The following is a 22,626-nucleotide window of genomic DNA, read 5'->3' as shown; positions in this document are numbered from 1 at the left end:
ATGAAAATTGCTATTACTTCACAAAATAAAAAACACATCACCGCCCACGCAGGCAAATGCCGCAAGTTCTGGTTGTTCGATATTGTTGATAATGAACTAGTATCCAAAGAGCTGATTGAACTGCCAAAAGAGGCGAGTATTCGTGCCAGTGGTCAGATGCCTGACGAGTTGCAAGGCATTGATAAGTTTATCACCAGTGGCATGGGTGATGGTATGAAAAGACGCTTGCTGTCTGTAAATATTGATTGTGAGATAACAGAAATGGTTTTGGTTGAGGATTGGTTGGCTAATCATTTAAATTAAACCTTAATATTTTAATAATAGTATCTCGTATATCAATTATCCGTAGCCAAAAAAAAGCCCCGCTAGCAACTAGCGAGGCCAATCAAAGTTTATCTTAACAAACTTGCTTCAAGCCAATTAAAGCGTTTTTTTACTGAAGTACCAATCCGTGTAGTCGTAGCCTTCAGCTTTACGAGCTTCTGCTTCAGCTGCCGTCTTGGGTGGTGGAACGATCACAGGCTCACCTTTCTACCAGTTCTCTGGTGTTGCCACTTGGTTCTCATCGCTGGTCTGTAGTGCATCTAGTAGGCGCAAGAACTCATCGACGGAACGACCATTACTCATTGGATAGTAGACCATTGCACGTAGCACACCTTCTGGGTCGATGATAAAGGTAGCACGTACTGCAGAAGTGTCACTCGCACCTGGCTGCACCATACCGTAAGATTTGGCCACTTGCATGGATAAGTCTGCGATGATTGGGAAAGTAATTTCTACCCCAAAATTCTCCTTGATATTACGCATCCACGCAATGTGCGAATGTACGCTGTCAATGGATAGGCCTAATAACTCAGCGCCTTTGGCACGGAAATTATCTGCTTTGTTAGCGAAAGCCATAAACTCGGTGGTACATACTGGCGTGAAGTCAGCTGGGTGTGAGAACAGAACCAACCATTTACCTTTATAATCCGCTAGGGTTTTTTGGCCATCTGTCGTTAGAGCATCAAAATCTGGTGCTGGACGATTAAGCTGTGGGAATTGAATCACTTCTTGTACTTGATTGTTGATATCATTACTCATGTTGATCTCCTTGGTGGGTTACATCGCTTGATTTGATAATTTAAATATACTATTTTATATTATGTTTTAAAATATAATAAAATATATGCTTACGATTGGTTTTATAAATCAACTCAAGGAAAGCTATTTATTTGCATGAGATAATGAATGGTTAATAAAGCGAGTATTATAATTGTCCAGTAAGTGCCAGTAGACGCCCAAAGAAAAGGCTGGATTAGCAATTGCTAACCCAGCCTTTTCTTTATCAAAAATCCATTAAGGCGCTAATTTAGCCTTTGGATATACCATATTGGCAGGAGACAGCAGATTGTCTAAGGTCTCTTTATCCATTAGTTTTTCTTCTAAGACGATGTCATAAACACTGCCGCCTGTTTCTTGTGCTTTTCTCGCCACATAAGTAGACGAATCATAACCAAGATGCGGGTTCAGCGCAGTGACCAGACCGATATTGTTAAATACTTGCACACTACACATATCATTATTCATCATCAGCCCATCGATACAGCGGGTGGCAAACATCTCACAAATATTGGCCATCATGCTCATACCAGTAAACAAGTTAAAGGCAATCACTGGCTCAAAGACGTTAAGCTGTAGCTGACCATTTTCTGAGGCCATGACGATAGCGCTATCAATACCCATCACATGAAAGCAAGCTTGGTTGACCACTTCTGGAATCACAGGATTTACTTTACCAGGCATGATTGAGCTGCCAGGCTGCATTTCTGGTAGACGATATTGTGCTAACCCTGCGCGAGGGCCAGAAGACTGCAAGCGTAAATCATGAGCGATTTTAGACAAACGAGCCGCGAACAGACGCACATTACCAGACAAAGCAACATAAGCACTGGTATCTTGCGTCGATTCAATCAAATCCTCAGCGATGTAGTAGGGTCTGCCAGTCAGCTCTGTCAAAGTCTCAGCACACAGCTCAGAATATCCAGCTGGAGCGTTCAAACCAGTGCCAATAGCTGTACCGCCCATATTGATTTCGTGAAATAGCGCACGACTAGATTCGATACGCTGCATCTCTTTTTTTATCATCGTCGCAAAGGCATTAAACTCCTGACCTGCTGTCATAGGTACTGCGTCTTGCAAGTGCGTACGACCCATCTTTAAATGATCAGCGAACTCTATGCTTTTATTTACCAAACTTTGATGCAACATTGCCATTTTATCTAGCAAGCGCGTGCAGTAGTCATCTAGCGCCACATTTAAGGCAGTTGGGTAGGCGTCATTGGTTGACTGCGAGAGGTTGACATGGTTGTTTGGATGCACATGCTGATATTGGCCTTTTTCATAGCCTAAAATTTCTAACGCTCGGTTGGCAATGACCTCGTTAACGTTCATATTGGTTGAAGTACCTGCGCCGCCTTGGAACATATCGACAATGAACTGGTCGTGATATTTGTCAGCGATTAAGTCGTCACACGCTGCAACGATAGCGTCTTTGACGGTGTCATTTAGCACACCTACTTTATTATTAGCAATGGCAGCGGCTTTTTTGACAGTGGCAAAAGCACGAATAAAGGTAGAGAATTGATTCAAACGTACACCACTGACGGTGAAGTTTTCAAAAGCACGTAGCGTTTGAATGCCGTAGTAAGCATCAGCGGGAACATCACGATGGCCGAGTAGGTCATATTCTTGGCGAGTAGCAGTAGTCATTAAAATTCCTTCAATAAAAAGCCCTAGTTGAAATGTGCATATCTTATCATTTTTATAAAAAATGGCAGTTTGTAAGATTAGATTGACCACATGCCCGAGTAAGTCAATCCAGCCAACATTATGGTATAAGCTTTTTGAGTTGCTATTAATAATGAATAATTATTGTATGATGCATAATTAAATAACTGAATTAAATAATTGAGTTAAGATGGTCTCAATCATGAATAAGGAAAACATAATGTGGAACGAACGCTATAGCGAAGCCGAGTATGTCTTTGGTACAGAGCCTAATGACTTTTTAAAACAAGAGTTCGTCATAATACCTGCAGGCGGGCGCGTGTTGTGTTTGGCAGAAGGCGAGGGTAGAAACGCAGTGTTTTTGGCTGAGCAAGGCTATCAAGTGACAGCCATGGATTTATCTGATGTGGGCTTAAACAAAGCTTTAAAGCTTGCCAGTGAAAGAGGCGTTGAAATCACCACGCAAGTAGCGGACTTGGCTGACTATCAGTTTGGGAAGGAGCAATGGGATGGCATCGTTTCCATTTGGGCGCATATGCCTGAAGCGGTTCGCCAGCATGTCCATGCTCAGATTGCGCCTGCCTTAAAACCAAACGGCGCATTCATCGTTGAGGCTTATACCGAGCAGCAGCTCACAATGGATGCTGTTGGCGGGCCACCTGCGACGCAAAGAGAACGCTTTGGGTCGTTAGAGAGTTTGCGATTAGAGCTGTCAGAGCTTGAAGAGGTCATGGGTGTTGAGACATCACGTATGATATCAGAAGGTAAGCGCCATCAGGGAGTCAGCGCCGTGGTGCAGTTTATTGGTCGTAAAAAATAACGCATGTGATTGGCTAAAAGTATTTGCCGTTATCAATTGCTAAGCGAGTTTTTGAGCGTATAGACGCTATAAAATAAGAATGATAACAACGCTAATAGAGCAATAAAAGACGTGAAGAACCAAATCAATATATTAATTATGATTGCTGAGAGTAAGTTATTAAACATATCAATATCGGGAATCAGATATTCGCCAACGACATCAACCACTCGCTTCGCAATAGGGAATAACAAAGTGCTCAAAGCCAGCAGGTAGGTATGCTTAGTCAAACTAGGGTCATTCGTCAGTACACCAAAATAAAACAAGGTAAAAAATATGGTGCTTAGTGCCCAACATTTGAGTGTGTAGTTTAAACGTAGCATAATAGACCTCCTAATATATTGCTTGTTAATAATGTCGTGGGACTGGTCTAGATGAGTAGGTAAGTTATATATTCTATAATATGAATATATAGGTAAATAGTCAACTATTTTCTGTTAATGAGATGATAGATGAGAACTGGTATATATTTCTAAAACAACAAATCCGCTAATTTATAATGGTTGTTGATAATAAATGGCTTATAAAAGTCATCTAAATCTATTTTTGAGCATCATTACTAGAGGTTGAAGTAGGCAACTGGTACTTGCAGATTATAAACAGACTAAATTGTCGTTATTTACGAGACTTAAGTTTGGCTTTAATTGCAGTTTTCGGTAAATTTCGATAGAAAGGTTATTTTGAGAAAGCTTGACTTGTGAGTGAGCAATATGAGCTAACTAAAAGTGTGAAATACTATTAATTGTTAATTAAAAAAGGAGGTGGTGTTCTAAAAAGTATGCTGGCATCAGACGTAGCCATAATTGATATAAAAGAGAGCCCATCCCAGATTCTGTGTAACTGCCATTTAGATTAAATGCCTGCTGATACGGTCATCAAACATAATCATAAAGCGATTTAAAGCAGACGTCCAGTTACGGATTGGCATCGACCACTTTTTAGACGCCTGCTGGGTGGCTAAGTACACCACTTTAAATGCTGCCTGATCAGATGGGAACACCTTACGCTTATTCACTGCCGTCCGAATCACACTGTTTAGCGACTCTATCGCATTAGTAGTATAAATCGCTTTTCTAATGTCTTTAGGATAATTAAAGAACACCGTTAAGCCCTCCCAGTTATTGCGCCAAGACTTGACCACATGCGGATAACTTTCGCCCCACACCTCATCAAAGTGCTCGAGATTGGCCTCTGCTATCTCAAGCGTATCAGCGCCGTATATGGCCTTTAAATCAGCCGCTACGGCCTTTTTATCCGTCCACGGCACAAACTTCATTGAATAGCGCACCATGTGCACGATACACAGCTGAACCTTGGCTTTGGGATAAACGGTATTGATGGCATCAGGGAAGCCCTTTAGACCGTCAACACAAGCGATTAAGATGTCTTGTACGCCGCGGTTTTGTAGTTCAGTGAGAACACCCAGCCAGAACTTAGCGCCTTCATTCTCTGAGAGCCACATACCAAGCAGCTCTTTTTTACCATCAAGCCCCACGCCTAGCGCCAGATAAATAGCCTTGTTGATGATCTGCTTGTCTTGACGTATCTTCACGACGATGCAGTCTAGATAGACGATAGGATAAACACTGCTCAGCGGCCGGTTCTGCCAAGCGGTGATGTCCTCTAATATGTTATCGGTGACTCTTGAGACAAGAGAGCTTGAGATGTCGACATCGTAGAGCTCTTTAATGCTCTCTACGATCTCAGTGGTGGTTTGACCCTTGGCGTAAAGGAATATGATTTTATCATCGAGACCTGAGATACGGGTTTGATGCTTGCGCACCCACGCGAGCACAGCTCTTGTCTTGCGCTCGGGCGAAAGCAGTCTTCGCTATTTCCTCGCTCAGGTTCAAAGTCACCATGACGGTCTCTTGGGGTGGAGATTTCAAGATCGCCTGTGTCACTGCGGACGGTCTTTTTAGTGTACCCGTTACGCTTATTAGGTTTATCCGCCTTTTCATGCTTGGGGTAGCCAAGATGGTCTTCCATCTCAGCCTCTAAGGCAGTATCGATAAACGACTGCATGAGCTGCTTTTGGAAGTCTTTGATGTCATCGAAGCTTTTCATGCTACCAGCCATTTTCTCGGCCAGTTTCTTGATGTCAGATTGAGTAGTCATTGCTTATTCTCCGGTTAGTGGATTATAAGCAGTTACACAGTTTTTAGGAAACTCCCATAAAAGAACACCAGATCGAATACTTTAAAGTGATTATCAAGCTTTTTTGAGAAGCAACAAGTCTTTCTAACCGGCCGACGCAATCGGTGTCTAAGACGACAGTTATTGCCTTCAATCCCTATCGTATGCTGTTTACCAATTCGTTTGTTATCACTTTTAAAGGCGGTTATAAAACTGTCCCAGTTGTCCATACTGATAGAGCCATAGCTGACTGTAAGCTGCTTTAAACGTGCTCTTAACTTCTTAGCCGTTTTTAGGTCACGTTTGCCCCAGACATAAGCGACAATCTCATTAGTAGCACGGTCATAAGCGTAGATGAGCCACACTTTACGTTTCTTGCGATATACGTAAGTCCAGAACTCATCAACCTCTAAGCGTTCATAGTAGCGCTTCTAGGTACAATCTTGTAAATGGATGAGCCTATGGTGCTAAGCACTTTTCCAATACTAACCTTGGCTATAACTGCTATGTCTCTAACACCACAACCTCGGACAGTCATCAGTCGTATGATGTCTTCTATTCTAGAGTGACAGCCGTTATAGGTTATCATGATCGCCAATAAATTGGCGTTTACAGTCCTTACATTGATAGTTCTGCTTACCATAGCTTTTTATACCATTTTTCTTTAGACTAAGACTGTGACAGTCGGGGCAATTGATCTGTATTTGTGTCTTCATAACCTCAAATATATCATCTTGCTTCGGCTGTCACCCTCCTTTATTCCCTCAGCATACTTTTTAGAACACCACCAAAAAGGAAAATGAAATGTGGGATCAGCGTTATAGTAATGCAGAGTATGTCTATGGCACAGCACCCAATGATTTTTTGAGAGAGCAGTTCCAAAAGATACCTGCAGGCGGGTATGTCCTGTGTCTGGCAGAAGGAGAGGGCAGAAACGCGGTATTTTTAGCGGAGCAAGGTTATAAGGTTACAGCCATTGACCGATCGGAAGTCGGCCTCAATAAAGCGCTAAAATTGGCCTGTGATAAAGGCGTTGCGATCATTACTCATGTGACAGACTTGGCTGATTATGCATTGGGTGAGGCGCAATGGGACGGTATTGTTTCTATCTCAGCGCATATGCCAGAAGCAGTGCGCCAGCACGTGCATGCACAGGTAGCACCTGCATTAAGACCAGGTGGCGTCATGATTCTTGAGGCTTATACTGAGCAGCAGCTTGAGATGGAAGGAGTTGGTGGGCCGCCTGCCTCTCAAAAAGAGATGTTTATGTCGTTAGAGAAGTTGCGAGCAGAGCTTTCTGATCTTGAAGAAGTCAAGGGTGATGAAGTTCAGCGAAATATTTCGGAAGGTAAGATGCATAATGGGCCTAGTGCAGTTGTGCAGTTTGTCGGTCGTAAAAACTAAACGGTACCTTGCAGAAACAACAAGCAGCAAGCTTTTGCTTACGACAGTTCACGCCAGTGCAGCCACAAGCGAGTATCCAGCTCAAGCTGATGATAGTCGGGCTCCATATGACAGCATAGCTGATAGAAAGCTTTGTTATGCTCATGCTCTTTGAAGTGTGCCAGTTCATGCACGACAATCATGCGCAAAAACTCAGCTGGAGCCTCTTTAAATAAGCTCGCGACTGCGATGCTGTTATGGGACTTAAGTTTGCTGCCCTGTACTCGAGATTGAAAGGTATGGGTGCCCAAGGCATGTCTAAGTACTTTGAGCTTGCTGTTATAACTGACTTGAGTCAGAGGTCCGCTTTTACGCATATATTGATTTTTTAGATCATTTACGTATTGATATAGGGCTTTGTCACTTTGTATTTGGTGCTGGCTAGGATACTTCTCTTTAAGATAACTCCCCAGTTGACCATTGCTAATGAGCATTGCTACTTGGCTGTGAATGTGCTCAGGGTAATGAGCGATGTATTTTAGAGTAGTCATCTGCTGTATCCTTCTAAGACTTGCATTGAATAGTTCGAATAAATAGTTTGTAACTCGCTCTGATAAATAGGTATGTGCTTTCTAAGCGCTGTACATCTGGTTTCCTATATAATTTGCTGTCATTTTGGCGGTTACCGAGGCGCTCTAGTAATCATGCTAAGTTCTCGTTTTTATTCTCTATGACATTTTTACACTATCTATACATTATAGAAATGTATTGTGTCATGATTTGTTTGTGATATTTCGGGTCAAAATCATTTTATCTTGTTACTTTCCGAGCTAAGTTGCCTCTTAAGGTCTTTTAGGTAAACACATACTCTATATAATAAATGGCCTGAAAGGTGTTACTGTTAGCAGCTTACAGAGATAATTCAAATAACAAAAGCCATTGAGATTTAACATACTGATTCTTCGGCGCTATATTCAATGGACTTTAAACTTTAATATATAAATATCTTTATTAGTACTGAGTACTCAGCAAACAAGAATTATTGTATTTTTTATAAAAAATGGCACGAAACTTGCCAGATATATTTATTAACGATCAATTTTATAAGCGATTATTTAGAGGTTAGTTATGAGAAAGGGATTTAAAAACACTATTGCTGCAGTTGCCTTGCCTTTTGTTTTATTTGCTATGTCCTCTTACGCTATGATTGGTGGTATCGATAATGAAGGGGACACTCGTCGTGTTGATGGTGTGATGTGGCACAACCAAGCCGATACGGATATCAACGAAGTATTAAAAAAAGAAGTGGCTAGTGACAAAGCCCGCTTGGTGTTTATTCGAGAAAATGATGACTACTCTGAGCAAACCAGTGCCAATATCGCGGTAAACAATCGGTTTCAAGTCAGTTTGCATGCAGGCAACTATACGATGGTTGAGTCCTGTGCTGGTATCAATCAGTTGAGTGCCCATGCCACAGGTTTTAAGAATAATAATTTATTGGCAGACAAAGAAGACTATGCATTAACCGGCGGGCAAACCTACTTTTTTCATATCAATATGAACGAAAAAGGACAAAGCACATTAGAACAGATTACCTCCCAAAATGCCTTGCCATTACTGTCGCAAAAGCGTTATCAAAGCCATCAAATCAGCCGCGTCATTCCCAATAATTGCCCACCATCTATAGCAACTATACAACCTATAACTCCCCCTCCAATGGTAGAGACACAAACACCAGTCTTGGCTGAGAAAGTGACTATTGATCTTGAAGTACTGTTCGAAACTGATAAAGCCATTATGCGCCCAGAGTATTATGCAAAAATAGCCGAACTAGCAGAGTTTATGAAGCAGTACCCTAATACGGTTGTAACTATTGAAGGGCATACGGACAGTCGCGGTAAGGATGATTATAACCAAGCCTTATCACAACGCCGAGTAGATGCGGTAAAACAGGTATTAATCTCTCAATTTGGGGTTAGTGTTGAGCGTCTAAGTGCGATCGGTTATGGAGAGTCACAGCCCAGAGCAAGCAATGATACCGTAGAAGGTCGACAACTCAATCGTCGAGTTGTCGCTGTGGTTGAAGAGCGTTCGGGCAACTAATAATTGTATTAACTTTTGGCAAATAAAGCTGCCTAATATGAACATATCTCAATCTGTATTATTTGACTTAAAAAAATAGAAGGTATAAACAAGAATATGAATACTATTATCGTGAAGACTAATGATGCCACTCAGACCGTAGACCAAGTACAAGTAGTGACTAAAGATGGTAAGCCTACAATCATCACCGCTATGGATAAAGTGAATTACGAGTTTCATGATACTGCTATAGGTCGTGCACCCAACCATATTATCACTAAGCGCCTTAAAAATGATTTACATATCTCATTTGAAGAAGACGGTGAAGAAAGTGATCTTATTATAGAAGGCTTCTACGATAGCGCAGACAGTGCATTGCTTGGTATTGCTGAAGATGGCGAGTACTATTATTATATTCCAGATACTGGTGAGACCTACGACTATGTAACTCAATTAGAGATAGGTGATATTGAGGGTCAAGCTTTAGGAGGTCAGGAATATGTAGCAGTTGCTGCCATACCTTGGTGGATACCTGCCGCAGCTGGTCTGGGAGCAGTAGGTATCGTTGCGGCTAGCAGTAGTAATAATAACTCGTCAATCACTCCACCTGTTAATCAGGCACCAGTTGCCAAAGACGATACGGCAGAAGGCGAAACGGGTCAGCCTGTCATCATTGATGTGGTGGCAAATGATAAGGATCCTGAAAACGATCTAGACCCAACAAGTGTTAAGCTGATCGACCCTGTTACGGGCGATGAAGTCACCAGTTTAGTGGTAGATGGCGAAGGTACTTGGGAAGTAGATAGTACTACTGGTACAGTCACCTTTACCCCAGAGGCAGGTTTCACTAATGACCCAACGCCAGTTGATTATGTAGTATCTGATAAAACGGGTTTAAAGTCTAACGAAGCAACCATTACAGTCGATTATCCAGCATTAGTCAGCATTAGTGGTACCACAAGCTTGAATGAAACCGCCGCAGATGGCAGTGCCAATGAAGCGACTTATACCATCAGCATCAGCAAACCAAGTACGGAAGATACGGTGATTGAAGTCACCATTAGTGATGGCAGCACCGAAGGGTCAGCGGACTATACCGCGCCTGTCACCCAGCTTGTGACTATCCCAGCGGGTCAAACGACGGTTGGTATCAGCGTTCCGATTGTGGATGACAATCTGTTTGAAGGCCCCGAGGACTTTACCGTTACCGTGACGGATATCACTTCAGGTACGGCAACGATAGGCCCTGATGACAGCGTCAACACCACCATCTATGATGATGGCACCACCGATGGCACAACCCCTGTCGATCCTAACGATCCTACGCTAGGAGATGACACCCCAGTGGTATCTATTACTGCCACTAAAGACACTGCCATTGAAGGTGTCGATAACTTGCTTATCTTTGATGTCTCGCAAGATAACCTGAGTAACTTTGACACTATTGTCGACGTTAAGATGAATACAGTAAATAGTACTATCGAAGCGGCAGATATTGCTTCTATTAGTTACACTAATTCAGACGGTATTGTAGTGACATTAGGTACCCAACCTCAGATCCAAGGCTTCCTAGACGATGGCGCAAGCGTCAAGATTGCAGCGGGTCAAACCAAAGTCCCAGTCATCACCATTACCGTGACAGATGACGCTATTTATGAGCGTTCAGAGGATTTAGTACTGGATATCACGGGTGCGACTAATGCCACCGTGAATACTGATCCCACCAAAAACAGTGCCACGGGCACCATCTTAGATGAATCTGATGATCCAAATAATCCAAGCGCCAATACTGAGGGTGACAAACCGACGGTCACTGTTGGCGATGCCACAGCGACCGAAGGCGGCGACTTAGTGCATCAAGTCACGGTGAATGGCGACACCCAGGCCGATGTCACCTATGACTTTAGTCTCACAGATGGCAGCACTGATCCTGCCACAGCGGGTAGTGACTACACCAATGCACCAGTATTTAGTAATGGCGTCATCAATAATGGTGATGGCACTATTACCGTCCCTGCTAGGGTCACTGACTTTACCGTCAGCTACCCGACACTCAATGACAACATCCTTGAGAACGATGAAACCACCACGCTGACCATTGGTAATGACAGTGGCACCGGTACTATTATCGATGCTGGGGATGCGATTCCTGTAGTGAGCATTGCAGCGACTACTCCTCAAGCGATAGAAGGGGTTGGAGACGCTATCGTCTTTACCGTATCGCAAACGGGCTTAACTGATAAAGACAGCACGGTCACCGTCAAACTTGACCTACCAGGCGGCATCGGCGGCGCGCTAGCTGCGGACATTGATACGATAGTCTTAACCAATAGCGATGGCAGCACTCAAAGCATCAGCGTCGCTGACGCCATAGTTGGGGTTAATGTGACTATTCCAGCAGGCACCGCCCTAGCTGACATGCCATTCTTTAGTATTACCCCTGAAAATGACGACATCTACGAGCAATCAGAAAGCTTGGGCATGAGCATCAGTAATGCACAGAACGCCATTATTGGCACGGACAGTGCGACGGGTACCATCTTAGAGGGCGACCGTCCAACGGTTAGTATAGAGGCGAGCAAAGACACCGCCATAGAAGGGGTGGACAACACCTTAAGCTACACTGTCAAACAAAACAACGAGAGTAACCTTGCCACCGTTGTCAGCGTACAAGTGGCGACGGGTAGCAGCGACGTGGAAGCGGCGGACATTGCCTCTATTGGCTACATTGATGCCACTGGCAACCCTGTGACCATTACCGATAGCGCCGCCATCCAAGCGCTACTTGATGGCACCAGCACTTTGCAAGTGAAAGTGCCTGCAGGCAGCAAGGTCGCGCCTGTGATTACCGTCACCGTGATTGATGATGCCATCTATGAGGACAGCGAGCAGCTGAGCTTTGAGATCACCGCCGCTGATAATGCGGATATAGACAGCACTGTTGCCACCGGTACGATATTAGATGAAGACGCTGTAGACGGCACCCCGCAAGAAGGCGACAAACCGACCGTCAGCGTTGGCGATGCAAGCGTCACCGAAGGCGGCGACTTAGTGCATCAAGTCACCGTTAATGGTGAGACAACGCAGGCGGACGTCACTTATGAGTTTAGTTTAACCCCAAGTGGTAGCAACCCTGCCACCGAAGGTACTGGTAATGACTACCTCAACAATCCCGTCTTTAGTAATCCAAACATCGTGTATGATGCAGTTGCGGGCACTATTACCGTCCCTGCAGGAGTCACGGACTTTACCGTCAGCTACCCGACCTTGAATGACAACATCCTTGAGAACGATGAAACTACTGAGCTGACCATTGGTAATGATAGTGGCACCGGCACGATTATCGACAACGATACCGCACCGACACTAACCGTAAATGACAACAGCGTTACCGAAGCGACTGGTGATACTGTTTCAGGTAGCTTTGATATTACCGATCCACAGAGCGTTACAGCGTTAACCGTCAACGGTCAAGATGTCACTCTAGCAACCTCTGGCAATCCTATCACTATTAACGGTAGTGCGGGCACGCTAGTCATTACTAACTATGATTCACAAACAGGTATTCTCACCTACGAATATACCGAAAATGGTAATGCAGAGGATCATAGCGCTGGTGCTGTATTCGATCAGTTTGACGTGGTATTAACCAACACCATTGGCGATACCATCAATGACATCTTAGATATTGAAATCAACGACACCGCACCAACAGCTAATGATGATAAAAACAGTGTTACTGAAAATATAGATGTAGATCAGGCATCTGGCAAAATTACAGCAACTGGCAACGTAATGACGGGTACTGCTCCTGATCAAGCTGACGATTTAGGTGCAGATGCAACTACGGTAACGGCAGTGGAATTTGGTAGTGTCTCAGGTAGCATTGGTAGCAGTATTCAAGGTAATTTTGGTGAATTAACTCTAGAAGCTGACGGCAGTTATACTTATGACATTGATAACAGCGCTGTAGAATTTTTAGCAGTGCGTGAGAGGCGAGAGGAGACATTTGAATACACCATAACCGACGCTGATGGTAGTACTGATACTGCCAAGCTTACCATTACTATCACCGGCACTAATGATCAACCAACCATCACTGCTGATAGTAATGGCAATATTGCGAATATATCTTTCGTCGAGCAAACAGATGACTCAGTGATTACTCAAAGTGGCATTATTGCTTTTAGTGATATTGATGTCAGTGATACGCTGACACTGGGCTATATCAAAGATGAAAACCAATATATCTTTGATCAAGGTAATTCCACTTTAAAGTCTCTCACTACTAAGCAAGAAGAAGCATTAGAAGATATTTTCTCAATAACTCAAGCGACCAATAATAATGGAGTTTGGGAGATTGAAGCAAAAGATACTGATATTGACTTCCTCCCAGAAGGCGAAACCATCACCATCCGCTACGCGGTACAAGTGAATGATAATAAAGGAGTGGATACTGCTGCTAACGGTAACGAAATCAGCACCAGTGAAATCCGCTACGTTGAAGTCACTATCACTGGTACAAATGATGGTGGTATTGCGTTGGCTGATAATACGATTACCATCAATGAAAACGGAACGACAACTAAAAGTGGCAAGCTAGCCACTATCTTTGATGCAAATGATACTGATGACCCAGATGTAGGCGAGCAGCTAACGGTAGAAAGCTTCCAGATTGGTGGTGGAACCGCTATTGCTGTAGATCCTGTCAATACAAACAATACCGCTCAAAATGTTGTCATCAACGGCAATACAGTTGGTACCGTAAAGTTCAATAGTGACGGAACTTACGAGTATAAAGCGACCAGTGACTATAGTGGTACGCTACCTGTCATCACTGCGAACGTCTCAAATGGTGTTACTGGTGCTACTCGTGAAACAGATAGTCAGACCTTAACAATTACTGTCAAGCCAGTATCTGACAAGCCTATACTTGCACCTAATAAAACAGTATTTATAGACGAAGATAATACCAAAGCATTAGGTCTCAAAGCACCTATTATCAAAGACGCGATAGACCTTGATGGTACAGGTAACAATACCGATAACCCTGAACGCATTGGTTTAATTACTTTAAGTGGTGTCCGTGCGGGCACAACGTTGAATTATAAGCTCAATGGCGTGGACAAAACTATAACATCAACTGGCGCTAATATTACAATTAAGCTTGATGATGTGCCTACTATTAATAGCGCAGGCACTGCTACCGCTACTATGTCAAAAGCTGATTTTGAGGCAATGACACTCACACCGCCTAAAAATGATGCCACTAACTTTAATATAAATATGTCAGTGACGGAATATGAAGTTAATGAAAGCGGTGATATTGCGCGGGTTGACGCCAATGGCAGTCTTGTTAACACAGGTGGCACAGCTGTTGCAGGAGCGACATCTACAACCACTATCAAGGTCGATGTTCAAGCCGTGACTGATAGTAATGATAAAAACCAAAGTGGTGATGATGCTAGCTCGTTTGGTTATGATCAAAGTGAAGTTGTTGGGGATACTTTAACCGTAACTCTTAAAGAAGGTGAATCTGTTGAGTTACCAATAACTACTACCTTTGGTGATTTAGTAGGTAGTGCCGCTAAAGGCGATGCTGAGACTTATGGCTTTGTGATTACAGGTCTAGTCCCTGGGGCCATTATTAACTTTACACCTGCTGGTAGTACTGAGCCGCTTCCTCCAATCATTGCTGATGGTAGTGGTCAGGTATTGATCGGTATTGATGCTCTCGATACTAATGGCAAGCCTACAGAGACTAAAATCGTGGTTAATGGTGACTCACAGCCAAAAATCACTATTCAGACTGGAGAGTTTGACTCACTAGATATGAGTGATATCGAAGTATCACTTTATACCCAAGATCATGATCCTGACTCTGATCTTGATCCAAACACAACTGGTAATCAAAGAGGTGCAACTGTTGAGCTTATCGGGACAGTAAAAGTAGATCTCACCGTCACCCCAGTTGCTGGTCAAGTCGAGCTTGATAATGCAGGTGTTGAAACCAAAGAAGATACGCCAGTCACCCTTGATAGCTTTGGCTTTACCGTGCAGGATGATAAAGATGATAACGGTCTATTACCAGAAACCATTACAACGATACAGTTTGTTTTGCCTGAAGGCTGGACTTATTCGGGTGCTGGTTCAGTAGAGCCAGATGGGAAAGTCACTATCGCTGTTACGGAGGCTGATAATAATGACTTAGATGGATTTTTAGCAAATCATTCTATTACACCGCCTGCACACTCATCAAAAGATGCTGATTTTACCTTCACAGTAACTACGGTAGATCCCGATGATGATGGTGGTATTGGTCTACCAGCAACAGGTAGTCAAGATTTAACGCAAAAGGTAGTCGTCACCCCAGTCGCTGAAAAAGTTGTTGACGATAATGGTGACGTAGTAGACAGTGACGGCGATGGTACACCTGACCTAACTATTAATCCAGATAAAACTTATACGACTAACGCAAAAGAAGATACTGCTTTTGATCTTAATACCGATGGGTTTGACCTAAAAGGTTATTGGGAAAACCAAGACACCTCCGAAGACACTTTCGCTATTATGGCTTTTGGTTATAATGATACAAAGGGTTTTCAATCGGTTGAAGGGGCAGTATTTACTTATAATGACGGCAATGGTCTAGTGAGCCTAACCGACAACGGTGAAGGCGTTGAGATTCCTATGGAGTACCTAGACACCGTCACCGTAACCCCACCGCAAGACTATAGCGACTATACGGCGACATCATTGTCAGGTGAATCAACTGCAAAAACAACCATCAAAGTCCAAGCAAAAACCGTCGATGTTGACGAAGATGGTGGCGCAACAGATACAGCCATCAGTGGCGAAAGTTTCTTAACCTTTAAAGTCAAAGGCGTGGCAGATCCTGTAACCTTAGCAGTCGATCCTGCTTATGGTGATGAAGATCAAGCCATTATTGGTGGTAACAATCGTGATGGTTCAATACCAGCAACGATTGATCCTGCTCTTGGTATCCCGCTCGATATCCGCCCAAGCTCGCGTGATAATGATTACTCTGAAACTTATGAGGTTCGGATTAGCAATATTCCAGATGGGGCAATATTATACGTTGGCTCAAACCCAGCTGCCTTAACGCTAGATACCAGCCCTAATGCTGAACCAAATACATATACGGCCATCATATCAGGCTATACTGTAGATAGTGCGCCAGACTTGTATTTCGTCCCACCCGAGAACTTTAGTGGCACTGTGCCTCTCAAGGTTCAAGCAAAAAGTATCGAAAATGATGGAGACGAATCGGCTTTCTTTCCAGCAGGTACTCCAAACAATCCAGCATTGACACTGCCAGTTAAAGTCATTGGCAAAGCCGATCTGATTGTTGGCGATGAGCTAGCGATAGATACTAATAATAGTAACTTCACTTACGTAACTAACGAGGCAACGCTAGACAGTACAGGAAACCATCAGATTGCCTTATCCAGCGTATTTGCTAGTGTTGCGGATATTGAGGCATATGATGGTGACAGCCCAGCTGCTGAGCAGGTGGTCTATCGGGTCGAAGACTTACCTGCTAGTTTTAACTTAACTGGTGCAGGGGTCACTTTCTTAGGTAGCAGTGGTTCTGATCGAGTATGGTCAGTGACCCTAGAGGCGCTACAGAATAATACCGCACAATTAAAGACACCAGATAACTTCGCTGGTGAAATTAACTTTACCATCACGGGTACCACGACCGAGACCAAATCTGGTGACAGTGTGACTCATGATACCAAAGACGTTTCTATTCTAGTGACCCCTGATGCTGCTGATGGCACGATGAGCAATCCTCAAGTCGTTGCCACTGAAGATTTGTGGGCGACAATTGATTTTGAGTCAGCATTTACAACCACAGATCAAGGCGGTTTAACTGAAGGTCAAGAAGTGCTTGAGAGTATCACGCTATCAGCAACTGATCTAATGGCTAAAAACGTCATATTACGTGTTGACGGTATTGAAGTAGACTTAACAACTAATCCACCACCAACTTTGACATTTACGCCCGATCAGACAATCGAGATTATGTACGATGACGATAAACGCCATAGCGATGATAATGTCAGCATAGACTTTGGCTATACTTATACTGACACCGCTAAATTGACTGATAATTCAGAGATTAATGAGTCCACTTCAGGTAGTGCTACTGTTAATGTGACCTTCCAAGCGGTCACTGATGCACCAAACATGAGCTTGAATGTAACAGATGGCACTATTAATAATAGTGGTGCAGATAATACTGCTTCTGTCACCGTCTCACTATCGTCAGATGACCAAGACGGCTCAGAGAGCTTTACTCGCCTAGAGGTCACTGATGTTCCTGATGGTCTAAATGTAGTAGGTGGTATCCTGTCAGATGGTATTTGGTACGTTGATGTCCCTAATGATCCAGCTATTACCGACACTGCAGCGACTTATGAGCTAGTGCTTGAGCGTAACGACAGCACAGTCAATATACCTGAAGGTTCTCTTAATATTACAGTGACGGGTATTACGCAGGATATCAATGGTCAAGGTAGTGACGGTAGCGAAGCGCGTGTAACCGAGAGCTTTGAGATCGCAATAGAGAGGACAGATGGTGGTGTTACACCTGTCAAGCCGGACTTAATAGATAGCTTTACTAGCAAGGCAGAAATACCAGCACAGGTAGAGGATACTGGTTTTACTCTTGGCGATATACTAGATGCGACTCTAAATCCTGCGACCGCTAACACGGTCAGATCTTATGCTTTCTCATTGACTGACCTACCAGCAGGGACTAAAGTATCTATCACCAATCCAGCCATAAGCGTGCAGCAGATTGGCGGTAAATGGATCATCAGTGTGGATGATGCAAGTAGCCTCAGTCCAGAAGATGCTCTTGATGCAGTGACAGTGACTCCGCCGAAAGATTTTAGTACCAACGTCACAGACGGTAGCCAAGATCTTACCTTTAATACCAACTTTACTGCGTTAGATAAAGATGGTGGCGAGGAACGAGTGCAGGTTAACGACGTCAAGGTTGAGATCAAGCCAGTTACGGATCCGATAGACAATGATGGTAAAACCACGACAGTTGATACGGATGAGGACACCAAAGTAGAAATTGAGATCGACTTAACCAACACGGCTGACGGTAATAATGTTGAGATTATTAATAATAAGCTATATCTGCAGCTGGATGAGTCTGGTCTAACGACTGATAATGGCACTAGCGGAAAACTAACGGATGACAATGGTAACGACTTGACGCTTGTAACATTGGCAGATGGTGACGTTGCTGATATTCCAGCTGGTGATTATTATATCGTAGATGTCGGCACGCCTATTTTTTATGAACCTGCCGAAAATGAAGACGGCACGGCAACGGTTGATATATATGCCGCTCATAAAGAGAGTCATAATATCAGCGGACATGACAGTGGTACAAAGACTTACAAGCACAGTTATGACGTCACAGTCGAGTCGCAGCCAGACAATCTAAGTATTACTGATAATAGTGATCAATCAACCACTACTGCTAGCGGTAATGAAGATACTATGATTGCTATTGACTATAAGATTGCGACTATCGATAAAGACGATACCGATGCCGCTACTGCCATCACCTTAGACAATATCCCTAATGGTTATCTGGTCTACTATACCGATACTAATGGCGATCCCGTCTTGGCAAGTAACAATGGTAATTCTGGCGGTAATAACTCATGGTCTATTGACGCCTCCAAACTGGGTGATATTAATACTGGCGAAACGTCAAATATATTCATCATGCCACCGGAAAACGTCAGTGGTATCGTGTCTGGTATCGAGATGAAAGTGGTCAATGACAGCGGGATGATTAGTGATCCGCTAGAGATTGATCTTGAGGTCAAACCAGTCGCTGATGGGGTAGCTGCTAATCCTTCTACTATTCTTGGTAGTCAGGGTAAGTGGACCACGCTGAATCTAAACGCAATTATGCAAGATACGGATGGTAGTGAGACCGTTAATATAGTTGTCACTGATAATGGTGTTAGCTTAACCGATGATGTCTTACGCCTTAGAGTGAAGAGTACAGGTGAAATGTTGACTGCCGTGTGGGATGATGTCGCTAACAGCTATACCATAACGGGTATTACTCCTGAGCAAATCAATGATTTACAAATTCAGTCTTCCATACCGTTAAAAGGCGATCTGGACTTTGCGCTTAGTACTACCGATAAAGCTACAGGTATGGCTGATAGTGTATCAACTGAAGTGACCGAAAAGGTATCTGTAGATATTGTCTTTACCAAAACCTTTGGAGGCACACCTGAAGATGATATCTTTGATGCCTCAGGACAGTCCGTACCTGTGAATTATAAAGGCGGCGCAGGTGATGACACCTTAATCGGTGGCAGTGGTAATGACTTCCTTGATGGCGGTACAGGTGCTAATACGCTGATAGGCGGTGCTGGTAACGATAAGTTGGTGTTCTCTGCTGATAACCTACTGATGGATGGTGGCGACGGCATCGATACCTTGCTGATCAATACCGCTGGTACGACTATCGACTTTAGTAGCTTTGATAGTAGCGTGATTGATAACATGGAAGTGATTGATATGATAGGTAATGGTTCACAGTCATTGACCAACCTTAGTACCAGTGATGTCATCGCTATGACTGATAGTAACAATGAGTTATTTATCAATGGCGATAATGCTGATAATGTGGAGCTGTCTGGTAATGATTGGACAAATACCAATACAACCACTACCCAAAACGGTAACACTTATGAGGTTTACAGCTTTAGTGATACGAATGGCAGTTATAATGTGATGATTGACACTGATATCACTACCACAGTGATATAACGCAAAACATATCAGCAATAGCAATATCCAAAAAGCCATACCTGTGATGGCTTTTTTGTTACCTATCTAGTTGTTCGCTGATTCATCTAGTGAAGTGATAGGCGTGATGGGATAGTCAGGCGTCATCATCTCATCAGCGGGGCTGGCAAGTATAGGCGGCTCTATAGGCTGGTTGGCATGTCGCGCATCGATTTGCTGTTGATTGCGTTGCTTGACCTCATTAATCAGCTTGGAGAGTTGTTCGCTGTCTTTATCAATATCTGCATTTAGCTGCTGAGTTTCTTGGGTTTGCTGCAGTCGATATCCAGACAGATTTTGTTGCTCACCATTGACAGCTCTGTTATTGATAGTCGTCACTGAAAGATCATCATTGTCATCGCTATCCTTGCTCAAAGAGGCCCTGCGGCTTGTCTCTATAACAGACGGCTCTTGTGACGAAGTGGGCTTTTGGGGTGGTGTATGCTCTTGCGGTTTATGGTTTTGGGTCGCAGTATTGTTGTTTGATACGTGGGCTGCTGATGCGGTAGGTTCTGTATTTGCGCTCACTTTAGCGGTAAAAACCTCTGTATCATCAACTGTGACCTGATCAACCGCTATTTGATCAATTGTGATTTTAGTGTCTTCTGCTATCATAGGTTTGCTGGTAATAGGCTGGTTTTTATTTATTAAGGCTTGCGATTCAGACGTTTTTTTGTGGTCGAATACGGTAAAATAGACAACGATTGCCAGCAAAACATGCAGTAATAGAGCCAATACGATGGTTAGGGTTGGCTGATCTTTTGGTTTGCTCGTTGGCGTAGGCGCTGAAGGGTGAGGCATAGAGTAATCCATATGTTGACGCTGAGGCTCAAAACTTTTTAATAAACGCTTCAATACGTCTTTAAGCATTGATAATCATCACGATGAACTTTGTTATTATCTAAAAAACAATAGCAGCAAAGAAGCCATAATATCATGTTGCACTTTTATTTTTATCCCGATCAATCCCAAGCAATGATCAAAAAGCCAATGTTTAAAAGGTGCTTTATCATAAAAAAACTACGTCATAGCTTATCACCTTTGGTATCGACAACCGCAATAGGTATGTTACTGATGACGCTATCAAGTGCGGCATTTGCCAATGCTGATATGCATGTCAACACCTTGATCAGTCAAGCCATCCAGAGCCATCCGCTGGTCGGCGCGGCGCGTGCAGAACAACAAGCCACGACTGAGAGTATTCGTGCTGCCAAGCTAAATATGCTACCTGCTCCTACCTTGTCATCAGGCTATGATCGCGACGATGGCATGGTCTCTCAGCTGCGGCTGCGCCAGTCTTTATGGACGGGTGGCAAACTGACCGCCAACGTCAATCAAGCTGTCTTTGATGACAAAGCCGCGACAGAATATGTCTATGAGCAACAAAACCAAGTGGCCAAAACCACCATAGAGGCATGGCAAAGCTATATCACAGCTGTGTCTAAGCAGCGTGTCTATTATGATAACTTGCAGCTGCTGACTGAGTTTGAAGAGATGATGCAACGCCGTGTCAGTCAAGGAGTATCGGCACGTATCGAAATGGATTTAGTGACCAACCGTATATTACAAGAGCAAAACGCTTATCAAGCGGCGGTAGAGCAGCAGCGTATAGCGATGGCGCGTTTAGAGCAGATAACTGGCCGCCGGCTATCAGCTGTTGAGCTACCAGTACCGAATCTAAGCGAGCTTGTCAGCCAAGCTAAAGGCTACTCACAAACCTTTGAGCAAATGGCTTTTGATCAAGCCAGTTTTTACAACCCTACTGTAGTAAAAGAACACTATCAAGTTGAGGCTGCTAAGCAAGGGGTAAAGTCATTACAGGCAGCGCGTTATCCTACTTTTTATGCGCAGTACGAATACGACTACTATCATGATAAAAATAAGAATAACAATCAAAATGAGAGTGATGGCGAGTTTTCTATAGGTCTGAGCTATGATCCAGGAGCGGGTTTATCTAATCTGGCGCTGGCGCGGGCATCAGAGTCGCGAGTGAACAGTCTTGTACAGTCAAAAGAAGCATCAAGACGTTCAGTGCTTGAAACCATCCAAACTCAGTATCAGCAATTTGCCAGTGCCAAAGATCAAGAGCGCTCCTTGATCGCTGCAGTTGCAGGTGCGCAGATAGTAGTCAGCTCTTACCGTCGTCAGTTCATTGCTGGTCGTAAATCTTGGCTTGAAGTGCTCAATGCAGTACGTGAGCATTCTCAGTATCAGGCACAGTTGGTTGAAACCCGAACCTCTATCATTGCAGCTTATTATAAGCTGCAAGTTGATTTTGGTATGATGTCTTGGCAGAAGTTTGATCAAAGTCGTCAGCCAGAGCCCTTATTCCATCCGCTGGATCCTGTTAAAAAATGGCTGACCCGTCAAGATGTGGCAAGACAAGCGCCTGATCAGGCAGTCATTCAACCTATCGTTATGAAAGAAGAGGATAAAGGTATGGTAACTTATCCTATTAACGATCCTATCAGTGACGCTTTGAGTAATAACTATCTTAGCGATACCAGCACAGGCTTGCTAACAGATAGCCCTTAATC

At 43.6% G+C, this 22,626-nt stretch carries 11 protein-coding genes and 2 pseudogenes; 6 read left to right on the top strand and 7 right to left on the bottom strand.

The window, feature by feature from the left end; genetic code table 11:
• The gene (locus JMY01_RS06545; protein WP_201574811.1) at window positions 1-303 is read left to right on the top strand and encodes a NifB/NifX family molybdenum-iron cluster-binding protein; all 303 of its coding nucleotides are present in this window, start codon (window positions 1-3) and stop codon (window positions 301-303) included.
• 228 nt (window positions 304-531) lie between these two features.
• On the opposite strand, the gene JMY01_RS06540 is transcribed toward JMY01_RS06545, so the two are convergent.
• Both JMY01_RS06540 and JMY01_RS06535 read right to left on the bottom strand, forming a co-directional pair.
• Window positions 532-1,083 (bottom strand): peroxiredoxin, encoded by a 552-nt coding sequence (locus tag JMY01_RS06540; RefSeq protein ID WP_265089851.1) that lies wholly within the window; start codon window positions 1,081-1,083, stop codon window positions 532-534.
• A gap of 255 nt (window positions 1,084-1,338) precedes the next feature.
• The gene (locus JMY01_RS06535) at window positions 1,339-2,751 is read right to left on the bottom strand and encodes an aspartate ammonia-lyase (RefSeq protein WP_201574810.1); all 1,413 of its coding nucleotides are present in this window, start codon (window positions 2,749-2,751) and stop codon (window positions 1,339-1,341) included.
• A gap of 220 nt (window positions 2,752-2,971) precedes the next feature.
• Between JMY01_RS06535 and JMY01_RS06530 the strand changes: the two genes are divergently transcribed.
• Window positions 2,972-3,589: a bifunctional 2-polyprenyl-6-hydroxyphenol methylase/3-demethylubiquinol 3-O-methyltransferase UbiG gene (locus JMY01_RS06530; RefSeq protein ID WP_265089850.1), complete on the top strand. Its 618-nt coding sequence runs from the start codon at window positions 2,972-2,974 to the stop codon at window positions 3,587-3,589.
• A gap of 32 nt (window positions 3,590-3,621) precedes the next feature.
• Here the strand turns inward: JMY01_RS06530 and JMY01_RS06525 are convergent, their stop codons facing one another.
• From JMY01_RS06525 to JMY01_RS06515, 3 genes and pseudogenes are all read right to left on the bottom strand, one after another.
• Window positions 3,622-3,951 carry a hypothetical protein gene (locus JMY01_RS06525; RefSeq protein WP_201574809.1) on the bottom strand — a complete coding sequence of 110 codons (330 nt, stop codon included), beginning with the start codon at window positions 3,949-3,951 and terminating at the stop codon, window positions 3,622-3,624.
• Between the two features lie 524 nt (window positions 3,952-4,475).
• Window positions 4,476-5,746, bottom strand: a pseudogene (locus JMY01_RS06520) (IS256 family transposase).
• Between the two features lie 32 nt (window positions 5,747-5,778).
• Window positions 5,779-6,480, bottom strand: a pseudogene (locus JMY01_RS06515) (IS1 family transposase).
• Window positions 6,481-6,568: 88 nt separating this feature from the next.
• Here JMY01_RS06515 and JMY01_RS06510 point away from each other — a divergent pair.
• Window positions 6,569-7,168: a cyclopropane-fatty-acyl-phospholipid synthase family protein gene (locus tag JMY01_RS06510; protein ID WP_201574808.1), complete on the top strand. Its 600-nt coding sequence runs from the start codon at window positions 6,569-6,571 to the stop codon at window positions 7,166-7,168.
• A 38-nt stretch (window positions 7,169-7,206) separates the two neighbouring features.
• On the opposite strand, the gene JMY01_RS06505 is transcribed toward JMY01_RS06510, so the two are convergent.
• A complete protein-coding gene (locus JMY01_RS06505) occupies window positions 7,207-7,698 on the bottom strand; it encodes a M48 family metallopeptidase (protein WP_201574807.1) in 492 nt (163 codons plus the stop codon).
• A 577-nt stretch (window positions 7,699-8,275) separates the two neighbouring features.
• Here JMY01_RS06505 and JMY01_RS06500 point away from each other — a divergent pair.
• Both JMY01_RS06500 and JMY01_RS06495 read left to right on the top strand, forming a co-directional pair.
• Complete coding sequence (locus tag JMY01_RS06500; RefSeq protein WP_201574806.1) at window positions 8,276-9,250, top strand: OmpA family protein; 975 nt, start codon at window positions 8,276-8,278, stop codon at window positions 9,248-9,250.
• A 96-nt stretch (window positions 9,251-9,346) separates the two neighbouring features.
• Complete coding sequence (locus JMY01_RS06495; protein WP_201574805.1) at window positions 9,347-20,071, top strand: Calx-beta domain-containing protein; 10,725 nt, start codon at window positions 9,347-9,349, stop codon at window positions 20,069-20,071.
• A 66-nt stretch (window positions 20,072-20,137) separates the two neighbouring features.
• On the opposite strand, the gene JMY01_RS06490 is transcribed toward JMY01_RS06495, so the two are convergent.
• Window positions 20,138-20,890 carry a hypothetical protein gene (locus JMY01_RS06490; RefSeq protein WP_201574804.1) on the bottom strand — a complete coding sequence of 251 codons (753 nt, stop codon included), beginning with the start codon at window positions 20,888-20,890 and terminating at the stop codon, window positions 20,138-20,140.
• A 273-nt stretch (window positions 20,891-21,163) separates the two neighbouring features.
• On the opposite strand from JMY01_RS06490, the gene JMY01_RS06485 reads away from it, so the two are divergent.
• Window positions 21,164-22,624: a TolC family protein gene (locus tag JMY01_RS06485; protein ID WP_201574803.1), complete on the top strand. Its 1,461-nt coding sequence runs from the start codon at window positions 21,164-21,166 to the stop codon at window positions 22,622-22,624.
• The last annotated feature ends 2 nt before the right edge of the window (window positions 22,625-22,626 follow it).

The organism is Psychrobacter sp. H8-1 (assembly GCF_904846575.1).
GTDB lineage: Bacteria > Pseudomonadota > Gammaproteobacteria > Pseudomonadales > Moraxellaceae > Psychrobacter > Psychrobacter fulvigenes.
The sequence above is the reverse complement of the archived record's forward strand: the minus strand, read 5'-3'. Positions and strand labels throughout refer to the sequence as shown.

Coding starts and splice junctions, on each gene's coding strand:
- JMY01_RS06510 (WP_201574808.1), top strand. CDS start 6,569: ATGTGGGATCAGCGTTATAGTAATGCAGAGTATGTCTATGGCACAGCA.
- JMY01_RS06500 (WP_201574806.1), top strand. CDS start 8,276: ATGAGAAAGGGATTTAAAAACACTATTGCTGCAGTTGCCTTGCCTTTT.
- JMY01_RS06485 (WP_201574803.1), top strand. CDS start 21,164: ATGACGCTATCAAGTGCGGCATTTGCCAATGCTGATATGCATGTCAAC.
- JMY01_RS06545 (WP_201574811.1), top strand. CDS start 1: ATGAAAATTGCTATTACTTCACAAAATAAAAAACACATCACCGCCCAC.
- JMY01_RS06505 (WP_201574807.1), bottom strand. CDS start 7,698: ATGACTACTCTAAAATACATCGCTCATTACCCTGAGCACATTCACAGC.
- JMY01_RS06495 (WP_201574805.1), top strand. CDS start 9,347: ATGAATACTATTATCGTGAAGACTAATGATGCCACTCAGACCGTAGAC.
- JMY01_RS06540 (WP_265089851.1), bottom strand. CDS start 1,083: ATGAGTAATGATATCAACAATCAAGTACAAGAAGTGATTCAATTCCCA.
- JMY01_RS06490 (WP_201574804.1), bottom strand. CDS start 20,890: ATGCCTCACCCTTCAGCGCCTACGCCAACGAGCAAACCAAAAGATCAG.
- JMY01_RS06535 (WP_201574810.1), bottom strand. CDS start 2,751: ATGACTACTGCTACTCGCCAAGAATATGACCTACTCGGCCATCGTGAT.
- JMY01_RS06525 (WP_201574809.1), bottom strand. CDS start 3,951: ATGCTACGTTTAAACTACACACTCAAATGTTGGGCACTAAGCACCATA.
- JMY01_RS06530 (WP_265089850.1), top strand. CDS start 2,972: ATGAATAAGGAAAACATAATGTGGAACGAACGCTATAGCGAAGCCGAG.